Raw genomic sequence first — 16,278 nt, 5'->3', positions numbered from 1 at the left:
AGTTTTTAGTCTGCAAATATGCGCCCCAAGAAAGTTATTATTTCAGACCAAGCAGAGGTGGTAGCACTAGAATCATAACGATAACCGTCGTCGCGCATGAATGTATGCTCTGCTTCATACAAGAGAACTTTGTGAAGTATATTAGCATTCTCAATTGCTTTTATTATGGTTTGGCGATCGCTCTCTGGTATATGAGGGTCAAGAGTACCAAATACCATTAGCATCTCGCCTTTAATTTCACTTACTCTCTGAATTGTATCAGCTACCTCTTTACCTAGTTTACCACTGGGAATACCAGTAGGGTAACAGCAAACGGCAGCCCGAATTTCGCTTTGAAATGCGGCCCGAAAAGCTAAATGTCCACCAATACAAAAGCCGAGAGTGCCTATTTGATTTGGAGAAACCGCACTCTCTGTTTTCAGAAATTCAATCACAGCTAGGCAATCAGCATCATAATCAGCTACCGAGGTTCGACGCGCATCGTCATTACCGCGCATCCTTCCCAGATCGTCTGGCTCAATTACTAAACCAACTGGCTCAATTCGGTGAAAAATTTCTGGGGCTGCTACTACATAGCCGTATCCTGCTAAGTAGTTAGCTAGACGAATCATTGGATCGCCTAACTGATAAATATCACTGTAGAAAATAATACCTGGGTATTTTCCTGCTGCTTTGGGAGCTGCAACATAAACACGCATTAAGCTACCATCTACTCTTAATTCAACATTGCGCTTAGTGATTTGCACTTTTTTGTCTCCGTGTTACGCTTGCTGTCATTAGCTTCTACACTATAGCGCCGCAGCATCCGGTTACTTTCAACTTACAATTTGGCTTTCTTTTACATTACTGCGATCGCTTAATTATCCCTAGTGAAAGTTTGTCGCGATCGCATTAATACTTAATAAATAAGTATTAAATTTTATAAAGTAATGAATTGGGCTATTTAAATCATCTGTGATATGAATCAAAAAAATATTCTTACTTGGGGTGATGTAGCTTACGCGTCCCGAATTGCAACTGTAGGATCAAAATATGAATGGGAAGCATTAGAACTGATTTGGCAAGCATGGGAAATAATAATCCAAGCTGGACTTACAACTTATTCTAATAAGCCTGAATTTTTGCAAGTGGTCATACGCTTTGTTGCTGTTGTAAGTTTTTATCTAGAATTATTGAACGAGGATGATTGGCAATACTATGTTTATTATTACATGATCGAGTGGATTAGAGCTATTAAAATGGCCGATGATTATCTCCAATACATAATCGAATGTGTAGATAGTTTGGCTTTGCCCCTAATACCAAACTTACAATTAGATAGTTTACTTTTCTATTCTATAGATATTACTTTACAGCAAGTTATACAATTATTAATCAATCAGCTTGACAGGGAATCAATATTTTTTAAAAAAGTACAGAAAATTAAAGAAAAAGTTTTTGAAGAAGAGGAATATAATTGGCAAAGAGCAGATGCTGAACTAATTAGTGATAGCAGATTAATGGAAAAAATAATTAAATTATCTGAAAAGCATGAAAGTTATTATGAAGACAACCAATTTATAAAATATGAAGTTGCAATTATAGAAGTATTTGAAATTCAAGAAAACATGGGTAACATATACCTGTCAAAAACAGATTGTAATAATTTTGATGAATCGCAACAAGTTATAGATGCTGCTAATAAAGTATTCAACTTTTTCTCCTCATATCAATTAAAACCTAAGTATTCTATTAAGCTAATTTCTGGTAAAACTGGATTTAATGAAATAGAGTTAGGATGCTGGATACGTACAATTAATCGCAAAAAGCAAATAATCTTATATGGTTCCCCTGGAACAGGAAAAACTTTTATTGCTGAACACCTTGCAAAATATTTAATAGGTGGTGGTGACGGTTTCTCAGAACTGGTGCAATTTCATCCTGCATACTCTTATGAGGACTTTATTCAAGGTATACGTCCTCAAAGCCAAGATGGACAATTAACATATCCTTTGCTTCCAGGCAGTTTTCTAAAATTCTGCAAAGAAGCAGAGTATCATCAAGATACTTGTGTTTTAATCATCGATGAAATAAACCGTGCAAATTTAGCGCAAGTCTTTGGTGAACTAATGTACTTGCTTGAGTACAGAGATAGAGAGATTCTATTAGCTGGCGGTAACAGGTTTCGCATCCCAAAAAATGTCCGCATTATTGGGACAATGAATACAGCAGATAGGTCTATTGCAAATATAGACCATGCTTTACGCCGCCGCTTTGCATTTATCGAACTTCGCCCAAACTATAATGTGCTGCGACGGTATCACCTGAAAACAGGTTCTGGAGTAGAGGGATTAATTAACATTTTACAGCAATTAAATCAGGCGATCGCAGATAAAAACTACGAAATTGGTATTTCATTCTTTTTAACAGACAATTTAGATGAAGATATAGAAGATATATGGCGTATGGAAATTGAACCATATTTGGAAGAGTACTTTTTTAACCAGCTAGAAAAAGTAGATAAGTTTCGCTGGGATGAAATAAAAAATAAACTATGGATATAAACTCAGCACAACCAAGAATTATTGAAATTACAGAATACGAAAATAAATTATTTACGCTTGATAAAATACCCTATTCAGCCGGAGTCGAGTTATATGAAAAATACAAAACACAAGTAGATATAGAATTTCCTACCTATACAACGAAAGGACATTGGAAACTCAAAGCTAAAGGATGGATAGGTTACATTCCTGTTACTCCTGAATTTCATCTAAAAATAAATCCGAAAGTGCCTATCCAAAACCTTTTCGGAATGCTGGAATATGTCTACAATTTGAAAAGTTTTCGCTTTCTCGAAGGGCTGATGGATTGTGAATCTTTAGAGAATTTTTATAATCATCTGGCTCAGATCTTAGCCAATAAAGTTTTAGAACGGTGTCGCAAAGGATTATATCATACTTACTTGCCTAAAACAGAGCAGCTTTCTTATGTGCGGGGAAGGCTAGATGTACGACAGGTAATTCAAAAGCCGTGGAATATTAAACTTAAATGCGATTACGAACAACATACGGCTGATATTAAAGAAAATCAAATCCTGGCATGGACATTTTATATCATTGGTCGTAGCAGTTTATGTTCAGAAAGAGTATCGCCAACAGTACGAAAAGCTTATCATGCTTTACAAGGATTAGTAACGCTGCAACCTTGTAACGCAGAAGATTGTATCGCCAGACAGTATAATCGCCTCAATCCAGACTATCAACTATTACATAATTTATGTCGATTCTTTTTAGAAAATAGTAGTCCCAGTTATGAGAGAGGAAATTACAAAACCTTACCCTTTCTCGTCGATATGGCACATTTATATGAACTTTTTGTTGCAGAATGGCTTAATAAAAATACGCCACAAGGGTATTTTTTAAAACAGCAACATCCAATAGAAATTAGTCAGAATCGACACTTTAGTATAGATATATTACTGTGTGATGCTGCCACTGGCAAAACAATAGCAGTTTTGGATACAAAGTATAAAGCCCCTGAATTGGCAGGATATACAGATATTCATCAAATGATCAGCTACGCCAACACAACAAAATGCAAGGAAGCCTTTTTGATATATCCCAAAGACTTGACACAGCCACTAGATATTAAAAGTGATGAAATTCGAGTCCGCAGTCTTACCTTTTCCCTAAATGATAATCTTGATCGCGCAGGTCAAACCTTCTTAAAAAACCTTTTTCTTTTCTCCTAATCCCCCTTAAAATTAACTCTAATAATTAGTAAAGGGGAAAGATGACATTCGCTTACTGCAAAGCACCCATCCCCGAATAGCTGCCCAGATAGTGAAACCTGGAATTTTATAGTCCGGTATCTAATCATCCCAGTATCGTTTGAGAGATGTTGATTGTCACCCGGATAGATACTGATTTAAAAGATATTTATAAAAAGAGAACTATTACTTAATGGGACATTGGGTATTAGACATTGATTATTTCGGTGTCACTTCCCGATCTCCCTCATCCTCATGTCCCCTTATACCCTCGCATTGCAAACAGCGCTGTCCTGTAAACAGCTTGTCTATATGTTCAGGCTGCTTCCCCTCATACCCTCGCATCGCCAATAGCGCTGTCCCATAAGCAGCTTCGGTATATTTTGAGGCGATGACAGGCACTTTTAAATACCGTTCACGAATAGCAGTCCAAGTGTCATTTGCTGCGCCACCGCCAGCAGTATAAACACGAGTCAACTTGTCGGCTCCCATTTTTTGTAATAATTCATACCCTTTTAGTTCTATACGGGCAATACTTTCTAATAATCCATGTAGAAATTCCACTGAGTTATCTGGGCGTGGTTCCAATCGTGGAGGTAAATTCGGGTCGTTAATCGGAAAGCGATCGCCTGCTTTCAACAGTGGATAATAATCTAATTCACTGGCTTTTGATGGATTAATCTCACGGCTGAGGCTTGTTAACTCAGCGTTGGTGAAAAATTGCTGTAGCACTGCACCCCCAGTGTTAGAAGCACCCCCAGTCAGCCACAATTTACCCAAGCGATGGCTATAAACTCCGTACCGTGCATCCTCAATCCGGGTACAACTCAATAATTTTAGTACCAGCGTCGAACCCAGAGAAGTCACCGCTTCACCAGGCAATTTGGCGCCACTGGCAACAAAAGCGGCAATACTGTCAGTTGTACCAGTACACACCAAACAATCAGGCCGAAAACCATACTTATCTGCAATTTCAGAACGTAATTCAGCCACAGGAGTACCAGGTGGTAAAACTCTGGGTAGTTGAATCGGTATTTCCAACTTTTGCAGCCATTGTGGATATTTCAACTCTTCCACGTCATAACCCAGCTTTAACGCATTGTGGTAATCACTAATGCCTAAATACCCATGTAGCAGAAAGCCTAGCCAATCTGCTTGGTGCAAGAAATATCTAGCTTCAGCAAAAGAGGGTAATTGCTGCATCCAAATGAGTTTGCTCAGGCTAGAGGTGGCGCTTAACACAGTATGATTGGAGGGTGCTACGCTCTTCAAATCATCGAGCACAGACGCTCCCCGTGCGTCGTTATACAATAGCGGTGCATCTATTGGTTGACCAGCAGCATCCACCAGCAACACAGTCGAAGAAGTACCATTAATGGCGATCGCCCTAATTTCTCGCCGCAATTGTTCAGGTATTTGTTCAATTAAAAAAAACAAAGCCTCCTGCCAAGAACTCGCCATCACAGGGACAGGTGGATTCTCAAAGGGATATCGAACCTCAGCCTGGATGCTAGCCTCCTCGTCAATCACCACACCACGTGCCCCAGATGTCCCGAAGTCGATACCTAAATACAAATCCATAGTTTTACAAATTTTTTTAATGCAGAATAACTAATAACCACTAACTAATAATTGCTTTTGTTGCATCTTGTAACAAGATCTTCCACGAATCTGGCAAAACAAGGAAAAGTAGTAAACGAACAGTTCAAAATCTATTCAGGTTAGGAGATTAAAAGCCATGCCTATCTTAGATACTTTATACATTGCTCAAGTATCTTCCATTTCTGATGCCCAAGTATACATCGCTTTGGTTGTAGCGCTGATTCCAGGAGTTCTAGCTTGGCGCTTAGCCACAGAACTTTACAAATAAAGCTACGATGTGACACAGTTAAAAAGCTAATAATCCTGGCATTACGGAGGTGCAATTTCCAAACGCTTACGGCTTTACGCCCTAAGTCTTACCAACTAGCACTTACGTAAGCCAGGTTATTTTTTAACTTGTACAACACTTGTAGCGATTTTCCAAAAATGAAGTAATATGACAGCTAAATCAAGTAGTAATTAGTGCCAGAGAGCTTTTTATAGTGCTTCCCTTCACCAAGCGAGGTTAATTTTTAAGATCATGAACGCGATTCAACCCTCAAGACCACCGTTACAACCGATACAAAAACGCCGGGTCATTCCTCGACCAAAGCGGCATCTTCGTCAACGTTCTTATCAAGTGATGGCATTGGAAAGTACTGCCAAGATAGCTGTTAATCTTTTTATTACAGCCGCCGCCGCATCTGCCTTGGCACAACTTTTGCCTTACCAGTGGTTACAGCAACAAAAATTGCGAGAAATCCATACAGAAGTCAATTTGATGGAAGGACATGTCAATAGTTTGCAGGCAGAATTTAGTCGTAACTTCGATCCCCAGCAAGCAAAAAGTATTAGGCAACAACAAGGATACCGATTCGATCCCAGCCAGCGTCGAGTGGTGCTAATGAATCAGGATGGGAGAGTAATTGAACAAACAGATTTATTACCCTAAAAAATATTGATTTTAGGATTATTCTGTTGGTTATGATTTTGGTTACGTATAAACCGGGTGAAAATTTATATTATTGCTAATAAATAACAGCGTCACTATATTCAAAATTCAACATAAAAAATTCACTTTTTGAATCTTGAATTTGCCGAAATGGCTCATCTACCAATCATGACGCTGAACAGATAGCAGATCGTTGAGCCAATTTTCAAGTTGTAAACGCAAGCGATAACCAGTAACGTTTTTACTGTTATCTAGAGGAGGTAGTTGAGTCAGGGCGCGACGATAATCAGCGATCGCACAATTCCAGTCACCCCAAAGATGGTAAGTTCTGCCGCGTTCAGCCCAAATGTGACCTTCGAGTTGACCGAAAAGCAGTGCTACCTCAAAATTCTCAATTGCCTCTTCATATTCACCCAAGTCACGCAAGGTTATGCCTCGGTTAATCCACGCCCGGACGTGACGAGGATTTAAATTAATTGCTTGATCATAGTCAGTAAGTGCTGCTGCTAATTCTTCACAAGCAGCGTAGTAATTTGCTCGATTGTTGTAAGCGCTAGCCAAATAGGGATTCAGTTTTAAGGCGGTATTATAATCGCAAAAAGCTTTTTGCATTTCACCACTTTGGAAATAAATCAGTCCCCGGTTATTGTAATCAATTGCATTGTAGGGATGGCAGAAAATTAGTTGGTTTAAAAGTGCGATCGCCTCAGGATAATTTCCTTGTTGAGCTAACCTTAAAGCATAAGAGCGTAAGTACCGATCTTCTAATTCACTGCAATTGTTTTTTCTGTAATATAGATGATTATTTATATGATTTATAGCAATATTTTTATATTGATTACTTTGATGGTCATCGGAAGCTAAAAATGAGTGAGTATTCATATTTTTATGCCTAAAATACTTGCTTTATCAAATCAAATTATAATTTTATCTGCTAGAGTTTTTACTAACATGACTATTTTTCAAGTATTTAGGGTTACCTGAAAGCTATCTCAAAAGAGAATTTAACTAGTCACATTAGTAAAAATCTACGCCTTAAATAGGCAATCGCTCCTCAAACCTAATCATGGATACTTCATTTCTCAGGTGAATTCCAGAAATAGCCAAGATAAATTTTAAAGAGTTGTAATGCTACGCCAAAGTAAGACCAACTGAGCATTCAGGATTAGGTTTTGAAAAACTTTTCGCCAGTCTCTAGTACTTCACGAATTGTAAAAAATTAAAAATACATGCCTGCAACTTTCTTTCAAACCTAGCCCCAACCTCTTCCCTACTAAGTTTGGAAAGCAAGAATCAAAGCCTCTCAGGAATGGAGAAGGGTCTAAAAATAACTTGCACATCCTGTAAATACTATATCTACACGGTTATGAAGCATTTGTAATGCTATTTTTATTCCTTTGGCAGTGTACAAGTCAAGTAGTGAGAACAACAAATTGGTAGAATGCCAACAAGCTGGATTAGAGGTTGGGGACTGGCGAAAAGTTTTTCAATACCTAATCCTTAATTTTCAATCCCCAATCCTTAAGTTTTGAGAAATTTTCTGATGACGACTACAATTTCTTATACCAATGCCCCCGATTTAGCAGCCGATGATTACATTGTTATCGGCTTGGCAACTTGCTTCATCAAAGAAGATGGAGAAGTTCATCAAATCGAAGTTATAGAACCGATTCCCTCTGCGGCTTTGGAAGCACTATTAAAGGGCATTCCTACCTCCTACAAGCTGGCTTGTGCGACAAATTTGGGTTCTGTGCTAGATGGCGATTCACAACTGATACCAGATGGCTTCCCTGAGTCAGCTCAGTTCGGTGAGGAATTTATACCACGGCTATTTGCAGCAGCTCGTACCTACAAGCGTCGTGAATCTGCAAAATCTCTAATTCCTTTAGGTACAGCTTACACTGAGTTTAAGTATTCCCTTGACCGGAAGCGGGTGCTAAATGCCGGTAGAGTTGTTACTAAAGAAGATAACGTTAAGCAGCATTCTCACACTCACAAAGTTCTTTAAGTAATATGCTAAAACTTTACGGTAGCGCTCGTAGTCGAGCGTCGATTGTTCACTGGTATTTAGAGGAACTAGAAGTTCCCTATGAATTCGTCAAGCTAGATATGCAGGCAGGTGAACACCTCCAACCTGAGTATTTAACAATTAATCCATTTGCCAGAGTTCCAGCAATTGTTGATGGAGATTTACAGCTTTGGGAATCTGGAGCAATTTTGCTCTATTTGATGGATAAGTATGGAAAAGCTCCAACTTCACTAGAAGAACGTGCTGTAATTTCCCAGTGGGTGTTATTTGCCAATTCAACCCTGAGTACAGCAATTTTGGTAGAAGCAAATCGCGATCGCCAAATACCCCGTTTATTGACTACCTTGAATGAAATTTTCACTCATCAAGCTTTTTTGCTGGGCAATGAATTCACTGTTGCCGATGTTGCAGTAGGGTCTGTCTTAAACTACATTCCGATGATTTTGAAACTAGACTTTAGCCCTTATCCAACCCTATTGAATTACATGAAGCAATTGGCTGACCGTCCGGCATTTCAAAAAAGTATCGGAGCGAGGGCTTGATAATAGCTGTTTTCAAGTTGGAATATCAAGCATTGTAGTACATAAGTACTGCTGTAGTGCGTATTAAATCACGAAAAATCTTTACAAAACGTAATTTAGTGGGGAATACCCACTAGAAAAACTTTTTAACGATAATTTGTAAATTGCAAAGCCACAGGATAATCTTCTTGTTTTAGCCGTTGAATCACAACTTGTAAGTCATCTTTAGATTTGGCAGTAACCCGCACAGCGTCACCTTGAATTGAGGCTTGCACCTTTTTGAATTCGTCACGAATCAATTTAGAAATTTGTTTGGCAATTTCCTGACTGATGCCTTTTTTGAGTTTAATTTCTTGACGCACACGGTTACCACTTGCTGATTCAACTTTGCCAAAATCAAAAATTTTCTGAGAGAGATTACGCTTTGCAGCTTTTTCCCGCAGGATGTTGTGTACAGAATCCAATGTGAACTCGCTGTCAGTGCTAACATTAATGCTTTGTTCAGCTAACTCAACGGTAGTTTGAGTATCTTTGAGGTCGTAACGGCTTTTGATTTCTCGCGCAACTTGGTCGACAGCGTTAACCAATTCTTGTTGGTCAAAGTCGCTCACAATGTCAAAGGAAAAAGTAGAAGCCATAAAGTATTTTGGATTTTAGATTTTGGATTTTGGATTGCGAATTGAACATTGGGCAGAGGGCAGGGTGTAGGGTAGAAGATTTTTCCCTCTGTTCCCTGTGCTCCGCATTGCCCCTAATCCCCACTGGGCTTCGCCCCGCTTTGCTAACGTGGGGGCCCCGAGTTCCCCATCTCCCCAATCAATTACTAGTTTGAATAATTTTATTAGTTATAGCAGAAGGCAGGAGGTACAACCATTACTACTCCAAGCATTCATGCTTGTCATTATGTCCTAAAGGGTGTGACTACGGCTATATTTAGTCATTGGTCATTAGTCAAATATTATAGACGCGCTTTAATTTGCTGACCACAAACTTTGCACTTTGGATAAATGACAAATGACAAATGACTAATCAAAGTAAAACAGTGTCAGCACTTTTCTTTGTTCTTCTGCATCTTGACAAGTTTGCAACAAAGTGCCGCTGTCGTGAAACGCAAAGCAAATCAGTTGCTGACACCGAGAGACAATTTCCTTGTTGCACAGATAACTAGCTTCTGCAAGAGAGAGATTATCGTTACTCGGATTTTCCACTAAATGCATCACCTGCTCCAATTGCTGGCGCGATTCTACAGGCTGGCGTTCCAAGCTTTGGGGTAAAATCACGGTTAACAAGTTCGGATCGGCCCGCGTTGCTCCTCGGATGGCAGCGGAATTCGTACCTGTAGCACCAGAAGTGATGATCCGATTACCTGATAAAACAAGGGCATAAGTCATCATTTCAATAAGATTCTGATGCGTAATCGGGACATGACGAGAACCTAGCAAGGCAATTCTTTTAGAACCTGTTTGCTGGATTGTCGCCAGTTCTTGCGCTAATGTATCAAGGTTAATAAGGTCTGTTGACTGGCTCAAAGATAAACGTAATCAGATTAAACGACCCAGATATTCTACCAAAGAGCGTGTAGGTGCGAGGCAAACCTGAGTTAGACATTGCTACAATTTTTCAATTTTTTGGTTCAGTAATTGAATTACATGCTCGCACCAAGCTAGCCAGTGTGTTTCATAGCTAATACCATTTAAAAGCGTTAAATACTTATATTTTGCTGATTCTGACAGTTCTTGCGAATTTGGAAACTGACGCTGTTCTAAATCTTTGTATGTAGACAATTTTTCTAAATGGGCTTTTTGATGATGTTCTAGTTCTGCCAAAATCGTCTGGTTAGTAGCAACATGACCAGCAAAAATTTTCACGAGTAAATCATCTTTAGTCGGTGTGGGTTGACAAGGTTGAGCAATCCACTCTTTCAACTGCTGTTCTCCTAAATCTGTAACTCTGTAAAGTTTTTTATCTGGGCGTCCTGCTTGGAGAATTGTCTCGCAACCAACCCAACCCTGGTCTTCCAGCTTTGATAACTCTCGATAAATCTGCTGGTGACTTGCTGACCAAAAAAAGCCTACAGAGCCATCGAATCGCTTTGCTAAATCATACCCACTACAGGGGGCGTCAACCAGAGCAGCTAATATTGCGTGCGCTAATGCCATGATTTTTGAATTTACTACTTGACTTATGCAATTAGTTGCATACAATAATTAATATGCAATTAATTGCATATTAATCGAAAACAGCAAGGAATGTAACTCATGCCTCAAGTAATACCAGGACGATTTACCGCCGAAATTAACGAACCCTTTGTTGTGTTTCTGATTGGGATGAGAATTAACAAATTCTTTGCTTTTTCTAAATGGATTCCCACAGCCAGAGCAATGTCGCCGATGCTACGGAGTCTTCAGCAGAATCCTGAAAAGGGGTTTTTAGGGGGAGAACGTTTTGTTTACTCACGAGGGGTAGGGCTAATTCAGTATTGGCGATCATTCGAGGATTTGGAGCGTTTTGCTAGAAATCCCGCAGATGCACATCTACAAGCTTGGCAAAGGTTTAATCGAGCCATTGGTGTTGATGGCAGTGTTGGCATTTGGCACGAAACTTATTTAATCGAACCAGGAAAATATGAGGCAGTTTACGGGAATATGCCCGTCTTTGGATTAGCAGCTGCAACCAAGCATGTCCCAGCTATGGGACGAAGGGAAACAGCACGCCGTCGCTTGGGAGGTGACAGCGAGCCTGCTGTGCCTTCGCCAGGGGGAGATGAGGAGATGGGGGGATGAGGGAGTGTGGGAGGATAGGGGGGTAGGGGAAGATGGGGAAGATGGGAAAGAAATGTTTCCCCTCACACTTCCCACACTCCCCACACTTCCCACACCTCCCACACTCCCTGTTTGCCCCATGCCTTAAGACAATGCCGTCGCGGGAGTTAAACCGAGTTTAGATAATAGGCGGTCAATGTCAAAATGTTCAACCATTAACTGGCGAATATACTGAACCTTAATCGGCTCGTGGAGGCGGACTTGACCAAAAGTCTGGTCAACAATTTCGACTGTGGTGAGGGTGTCTAAGTCAACGGATAAAATCGGGATTTCTAATTCTTCAGCACGACTGAGAATGAAAGGTGGAGGTGGTAGTTGCCCGGTGAGAATTAAACATTGGGTAGAAGTTTCTAAAGCAGCTTGTTGAATTTCCACCCGATCGCCCCCTGTTACCACTGCCATATTCCGGCGTTTGCGGAAATACTTCACAGCCGAGTTGACATTCATTGCTCCAATTGCCAAACTTTCCACCAACAAATCTAGGCGATCGTTACGACACAAAACGTCAGCTTTTAGCTGCTTAACTAATTCGCCAACACTCACACTCTTGAGCAAATCGCTGTTTGGCAGCATTCCCAGCACTGGAATACCCTGCTGCTCCAAAAATGGGCGCAACAGACTCTCAACTGCTTTTAGTTGTGTTACAGGAATATCATTAATCACAACACCAATCAGGCGATCGCCTACACGCTGCTTAGCAGCCAATAATGCCTCAACTGAAAGCAACGATTTATAGCGGGTTACTAACAGTACGCCAGCATCCAATACTTCAGCCACTTGTAGCAAAGATAAATCAAACAAATTGCCTTCAGACAAATCACCAGGTCCCTCTAGCAACACCAAATCTCCTGGAGACATTTGTAAATATTGCTGTAATAGGGACTGCTGATAATTGGTTTTGTCCTCCCCACGCAAGCGTTTTTGCACATTTAGTTCATCCAAAGCCAGCATTGTAGGTGCAACACGGTTTTCCGGCAAATTGAGGCTCAGAGCGATGAACTGGACATCTTCTTCTATAACAGTTCCGCTAGAGGAATTCAAACATGTACCGAGCGGTTTACCGTAGGCTATATCCAGTCCTTTTTGCTGTAGCTGATGAGACAAACCCAGAACAGTTGCAGATTTACCGCTGTAAGTCTCGGTTGATCCAATCAGCAAATATTTAGGGGATTTGGGCACACATGCACTCCTAATTTCAAAAGTCAGAAGAACCCAGCTAGGTGTTTCCTAATTCTAGTTCGTTCTGGCAAAAGCCTCCCGCTCTTATAAAGCAGGATTTTCAGAATATAACCCTTGGAGTTTGAATGCAATACACAACGATACACAATAGGCAATACTAATTTCAAAAATGATTGCCACAGCTGGATTCCCACCAAGCGTACTCTACTCATCAAACTATGCAATTAGTGGCGAATTCTGTTTGGAAACACTCTGCGTCTGTGTAGATTGAGATTGAAATCTCTATTCATGATTAATTTGCGGGTATCATCGTTTTATTCGCTGCTGGTAACTGTGGCGAACGCTGCGCTATAGGTAGATGTGGCAGCGATACAGGCTCAAACAAAAGTATTTGGGGAGCAAATGGACATCCACGCGTCATGACAGTGGGGGCGGTGAATAAGAATGAAGAGATTATTGGCTACAGCAGTCAAGGGCCAGCCGCTTTCGACCCCAAAAAGCCAGATTTTTGCTCAATTAGCCAAAATTGGGGAAAGACTAAGGGCGATAGTTAGTCATCGTTATGAATGGTTATATGTTTATGGAAACCGGATTTCGTATTAGGTTGCCCTCGGCAACCCAATATCCCACTCTGGAATAATTATCATTATTGAAAAAATCTTATTTATTGATTTTTTTGGGATAATTTATTCTTTGTCAGTCCCTAACTCCTCACTTAGCACTCCCAATATCTAATTGAAAAGTATTTAATTAACGCTATTTGAGTTAAATACGAGAGTAGCGAAAACGAAGCCTCAGCAGCCGTAGCCATCGTAACCAAATTTGTGCAGGTTGTTCAAAGAAGGTAAAAATATCACCAAAACCCAAATTAGTTTTGTGATGATGTAACCAGTGTCTCTCAGGAGTAGTAATAAATAGAATTTGACATAAAACATTTATAGGCTTTGGAGTTTGCCAACCCAAGACACTTATGTGTCTCCACCAGACATGAAACTGACCAACCAGCAGTCCACAGATAACACCGATGGGAGAAAAAGACCAGAGAATTACCGCTATGAGTATATAAGGCAAAGCTCCTAAGATACCGTCTAAAAGAACCAGGGGATTGAAAGTCAAAATAGCGTAGTGACGAAAGTCTTTCTTCCAGGAATGATGCGTTTTTAAATGAAGGCTACCAAAAACATGCTCGGGTACGTGATAAAAGAATGTAGATAGGAAATCACCAAAGAATAGTAATAACCAAGCAACAGCGATAGCCTCAAGCATTTTTACTCCTCAAGTTTAATAACAAAACTCCATACAAAACATGCAAATGTCATCCTGTTGGCGTAGACACCTGGTTTTTCACTATGCAACCAGTATTTGTGTATTTTATGGGTCTACGCTTGAGTTAATTTGGTTGGCTCAGAGTATGTGTAAATTGATTGGCAATTTTATAAATTTACAATTCTGAACGCACTAAAAAACAACTAATAAAAGCTTTCAACTTGGCTTTTATCTTTCAGTTATAAAAAACAAACATCTTTAATTCGATAGAGTTACCGTATTTTAACACAGTTACTAGACAATCTTCTTACTAAGGCATACAGTCTGAGCAAAGGTTGAGTTAAAATTAGTACAAATTTAGGTTAAGGTTTTATTCGATATTGATAATTGGAAATTGGTTATAATTCAGCCTCATTTGTCGGACTAACTATAACCAGAGAATAGTTATTATGTGAAGTAAATTAAGATTATTGAGATGAGTAAAGCGGGTTGACAATAAAATTGCTCAACAACAAAGTCTGAGATATCTAGAATTAACTAAATAGTTTAAGCAGCAGAGTATTTAATATTACTAAAATTTTCTAGGGACAGAATAAGCGATCGCCTCAAGCTCTTTTGTGTAGGTTTCTCTAACTTGCGCGCTCAAAGCCCTCAAAGGTGAGTGTTTTTGAATGAGTATAAAATACAACTGCAATATTTATTCACAATCTGTCCTATCTTACGGGTATCTTGATAGATGCAAAATTTAGGTTACTTTCCAGTCGGGAGGGTAAAATCAGGTTCTGAAGTTACTAAAACACAATTTATCTGTTTGAGCATGAACAAAAAATGGGCGGTCAAACGAATTACTATAAACTTGGCATTAAATGAAGCCAAAAGCCTTGAAAAGTACTGTGAACAGACAGGCAGACCAGCAACGGATGTGATTCGAGAACTTATTCGAGCCTTGCCAATGATGAAATGAAAGTAGTTTGGAATTTTTTAGTGATGATTGAAACCTAACAATCTAACGATGGTATGCTAAGCTCGTTGACGGCGGACGCAGTACTTTAACGTGAGTTCGAGGAACTTAACCCCAACTCTTATAGGGTTGGGGCAAAAAATCTCCAGCTTGGGACGAAAGAATAGGGTTTTTAAACCTCTGTCTGTTTCTCTAAGAGAATTGGAAGCGGGGTTATTGAGAATCTCTCGAACTCACGTTGCTTTAGAAAGGCAGCTATACTCAAGGCACAAGCAACCTACGTGGTATTTAAGTAACTAGATTATTATTTTAACTTGCTACAAGGGTAATCCCTGTGATGTAGTGAATTTTCAACTAGCTGTCACAGATACATATTTGGACACAAATTCAAGATTTATCTACTTAGTTCTTACAACCTCCTTCTGAGGTCTTAGAAGTTTCCCTTTTTTAAATAAGGGGAATCTACATTTAGTAGCTCAGATGCGTAAGTCCTAAAATCTTGTTCCTTTAGTGCGGGTCTAAACCCACTTATCAGTTATGGAATTACTCTTACCTTGTATCTTCTATTTTTTATGTGTAAATAAAATGACATAATAACCATTATTAGCTTGCAGAATTAAGAGTGAGAGACTATTTCTCCACTCTAACTGTCACTGTTGTGGAGTGTCGACTTTTACAACTCAGTATGAAAACTTAGATCATGGCAATGCTTGAATGAGTTCCCGAATGACATCCGTTACTGTTTTACCTGTTTGTTCACAATACTTTTCAAGGTTCTCGGCTTCATCTAATGCCAAGTTTATAGTAATTCGCTTAAGCGTCTTTTTTTTTGTGGAGGTTGCTAGAGTGGATAATCTCCCGAGGGCACTGTTATTCATGGACTGATAGACTAAGTATTTACAAACTTTCTTTATCAAGATTCTCAATTCACAACCCTCTTTACCAGTGAAAATCGAGATTTTAAGATTGAACTTAAGCTTTGTGCCCTACTCATATTACCCAAAAGTTAATGTATTAAGCAATTAGCATCATACGTAGTGAATCTAGCATTACCTAATGCAACAAGCTTTGAGTTGAACAGATAATGTCAGCAATACCGCACACAGTAGATTGTATATTGGGCAAGGAGTGTTGACTGCTCAAAACGAGTGGATTACTAAATCTAGCTTTGATTAGTGACCATTTCGGTCATACACTTGTTTTCAATCCTCTGTAA

18 protein-coding genes are annotated in these 16,278 nt (G+C 39.5%); 9 read left to right on the top strand and 9 right to left on the bottom strand.

The features are described 5' to 3' along the window. Window positions 1-5: 5 nt before the first annotated feature. Complete coding sequence (locus FCR06_RS17210) at window positions 6-746, bottom strand: dienelactone hydrolase family protein (RefSeq protein WP_138501801.1); 741 nt, start codon at window positions 744-746, stop codon at window positions 6-8. A gap of 213 nt (window positions 747-959) precedes the next feature. On the opposite strand from FCR06_RS17210, the gene FCR06_RS17205 reads away from it, so the two are divergent. Both FCR06_RS17205 and FCR06_RS17200 read left to right on the top strand, forming a co-directional pair. Continuing rightward, window positions 960-2,543, top strand: coding sequence for an McrB family protein (locus tag FCR06_RS17205; protein WP_138501799.1), 1,584 nt, complete (start codon window positions 960-962; stop codon window positions 2,541-2,543). Beyond that, window positions 2,534-3,733, top strand: a complete 1,200-nt coding sequence (locus FCR06_RS17200; RefSeq protein WP_138501797.1) for an McrC family protein — start codon at window positions 2,534-2,536, stop codon at window positions 3,731-3,733. The genes FCR06_RS17205 and FCR06_RS17200 overlap by 10 nt, the downstream gene beginning before the upstream one ends. A 237-nt stretch (window positions 3,734-3,970) precedes the next feature. Here the strand turns inward: FCR06_RS17200 and FCR06_RS17195 are convergent, their stop codons facing one another. Then, window positions 3,971-5,332, bottom strand: coding sequence for an FGGY-family carbohydrate kinase (locus tag FCR06_RS17195; protein ID WP_138501794.1), 1,362 nt, complete (start codon window positions 5,330-5,332; stop codon window positions 3,971-3,973). A gap of 157 nt (window positions 5,333-5,489) precedes the next feature. On the opposite strand from FCR06_RS17195, the gene psaM reads away from it, so the two are divergent. Both psaM and FCR06_RS17185 read left to right on the top strand, forming a co-directional pair. After that, a complete protein-coding gene (gene psaM, locus FCR06_RS17190) occupies window positions 5,490-5,621 on the top strand; it encodes a photosystem I reaction center subunit XII (RefSeq protein ID WP_138501792.1) in 132 nt (43 codons plus the stop codon). 252 nt (window positions 5,622-5,873) lie between these two features. Then, window positions 5,874-6,284, top strand: a complete 411-nt coding sequence (locus FCR06_RS17185) for a hypothetical protein (protein WP_138501790.1) — start codon at window positions 5,874-5,876, stop codon at window positions 6,282-6,284. Between the two features lie 159 nt (window positions 6,285-6,443). On the opposite strand, the gene FCR06_RS17180 is transcribed toward FCR06_RS17185, so the two are convergent. Then, complete coding sequence (locus tag FCR06_RS17180; RefSeq protein ID WP_138501788.1) at window positions 6,444-7,166, bottom strand: tetratricopeptide repeat protein; 723 nt, start codon at window positions 7,164-7,166, stop codon at window positions 6,444-6,446. 661 nt (window positions 7,167-7,827) lie between these two features. Between FCR06_RS17180 and FCR06_RS17175 the strand changes: the two genes are divergently transcribed. Together FCR06_RS17175 and FCR06_RS17170 are read left to right on the top strand one after the other, a co-directional pair. After that, window positions 7,828-8,292, top strand: coding sequence for a hypothetical protein (locus FCR06_RS17175; protein WP_138501786.1), 465 nt, complete (start codon window positions 7,828-7,830; stop codon window positions 8,290-8,292). A gap of 5 nt (window positions 8,293-8,297) precedes the next feature. Beyond that, window positions 8,298-8,855 (top strand): glutathione S-transferase family protein, encoded by a 558-nt coding sequence (locus FCR06_RS17170; RefSeq protein ID WP_138501784.1) that lies wholly within the window; start codon window positions 8,298-8,300, stop codon window positions 8,853-8,855. Between the two features lie 125 nt (window positions 8,856-8,980). Here FCR06_RS17170 and FCR06_RS17165 read toward each other — a convergent pair whose 3' ends face one another. From FCR06_RS17165 to FCR06_RS17155, 3 genes are all read right to left on the bottom strand, one after another. Continuing rightward, window positions 8,981-9,472, bottom strand: coding sequence for a YajQ family cyclic di-GMP-binding protein (locus FCR06_RS17165; RefSeq protein WP_138501782.1), 492 nt, complete (start codon window positions 9,470-9,472; stop codon window positions 8,981-8,983). A gap of 387 nt (window positions 9,473-9,859) precedes the next feature. After that, a complete protein-coding gene (locus FCR06_RS17160; RefSeq protein ID WP_138501780.1) occupies window positions 9,860-10,363 on the bottom strand; it encodes a DNA recombination-mediator protein A in 504 nt (167 codons plus the stop codon). A gap of 81 nt (window positions 10,364-10,444) precedes the next feature. After that, on the bottom strand, window positions 10,445-10,993 hold the full coding sequence (locus FCR06_RS17155; RefSeq protein ID WP_138501778.1) for a PadR family transcriptional regulator: 549 nt from the start codon (window positions 10,991-10,993) through the stop codon (window positions 10,445-10,447). Between the two features lie 99 nt (window positions 10,994-11,092). Between FCR06_RS17155 and FCR06_RS17150 the strand changes: the two genes are divergently transcribed. After that, window positions 11,093-11,617, top strand: a complete 525-nt coding sequence (locus tag FCR06_RS17150) for a DUF4188 domain-containing protein (protein ID WP_138501776.1) — start codon at window positions 11,093-11,095, stop codon at window positions 11,615-11,617. 123 nt (window positions 11,618-11,740) lie between these two features. On the opposite strand, the gene FCR06_RS17145 is transcribed toward FCR06_RS17150, so the two are convergent. Next, window positions 11,741-12,835, bottom strand: coding sequence for a phosphotransacetylase family protein (locus FCR06_RS17145; protein ID WP_138501774.1), 1,095 nt, complete (start codon window positions 12,833-12,835; stop codon window positions 11,741-11,743). Window positions 12,836-13,140: 305 nt separating this feature from the next. Here FCR06_RS17145 and FCR06_RS17140 point away from each other — a divergent pair, with 305 nt between their 5' ends. Further along, entirely contained in the window at window positions 13,141-13,389 is a 249-nt protein-coding gene (locus FCR06_RS17140) for a S8 family serine peptidase (RefSeq protein ID WP_138501772.1), read from the top strand. Between the two features lie 211 nt (window positions 13,390-13,600). Here the strand turns inward: FCR06_RS17140 and FCR06_RS17135 are convergent, their stop codons facing one another. Beyond that, window positions 13,601-14,101 carry a fatty acid hydroxylase gene (locus tag FCR06_RS17135; RefSeq protein WP_138501770.1) on the bottom strand — a complete coding sequence of 167 codons (501 nt, stop codon included), beginning with the start codon at window positions 14,099-14,101 and terminating at the stop codon, window positions 13,601-13,603. An 817-nt stretch (window positions 14,102-14,918) separates the two neighbouring features. Here FCR06_RS17135 and FCR06_RS17130 point away from each other — a divergent pair. Continuing rightward, window positions 14,919-15,065: a ribbon-helix-helix protein, CopG family gene (locus tag FCR06_RS17130; RefSeq protein WP_138501848.1), complete on the top strand. Its 147-nt coding sequence runs from the start codon at window positions 14,919-14,921 to the stop codon at window positions 15,063-15,065. 695 nt (window positions 15,066-15,760) lie between these two features. On the opposite strand, the gene FCR06_RS17125 is transcribed toward FCR06_RS17130, so the two are convergent. Beyond that, entirely contained in the window at window positions 15,761-15,940 is a 180-nt protein-coding gene (locus FCR06_RS17125) for a RepB family protein (protein ID WP_138501768.1), read from the bottom strand. Window positions 15,941-16,278 lie beyond the last annotated feature (338 nt).

Source organism: Nostoc sp. PA-18-2419 (assembly GCF_005869855.1).
Lineage (GTDB): Bacteria > Cyanobacteriota > Cyanobacteriia > Cyanobacteriales > Nostocaceae > Nostoc.
Note: the sequence above shows the minus strand (reverse complement) of the source record. Positions and strands in the feature narration are given on the sequence as shown.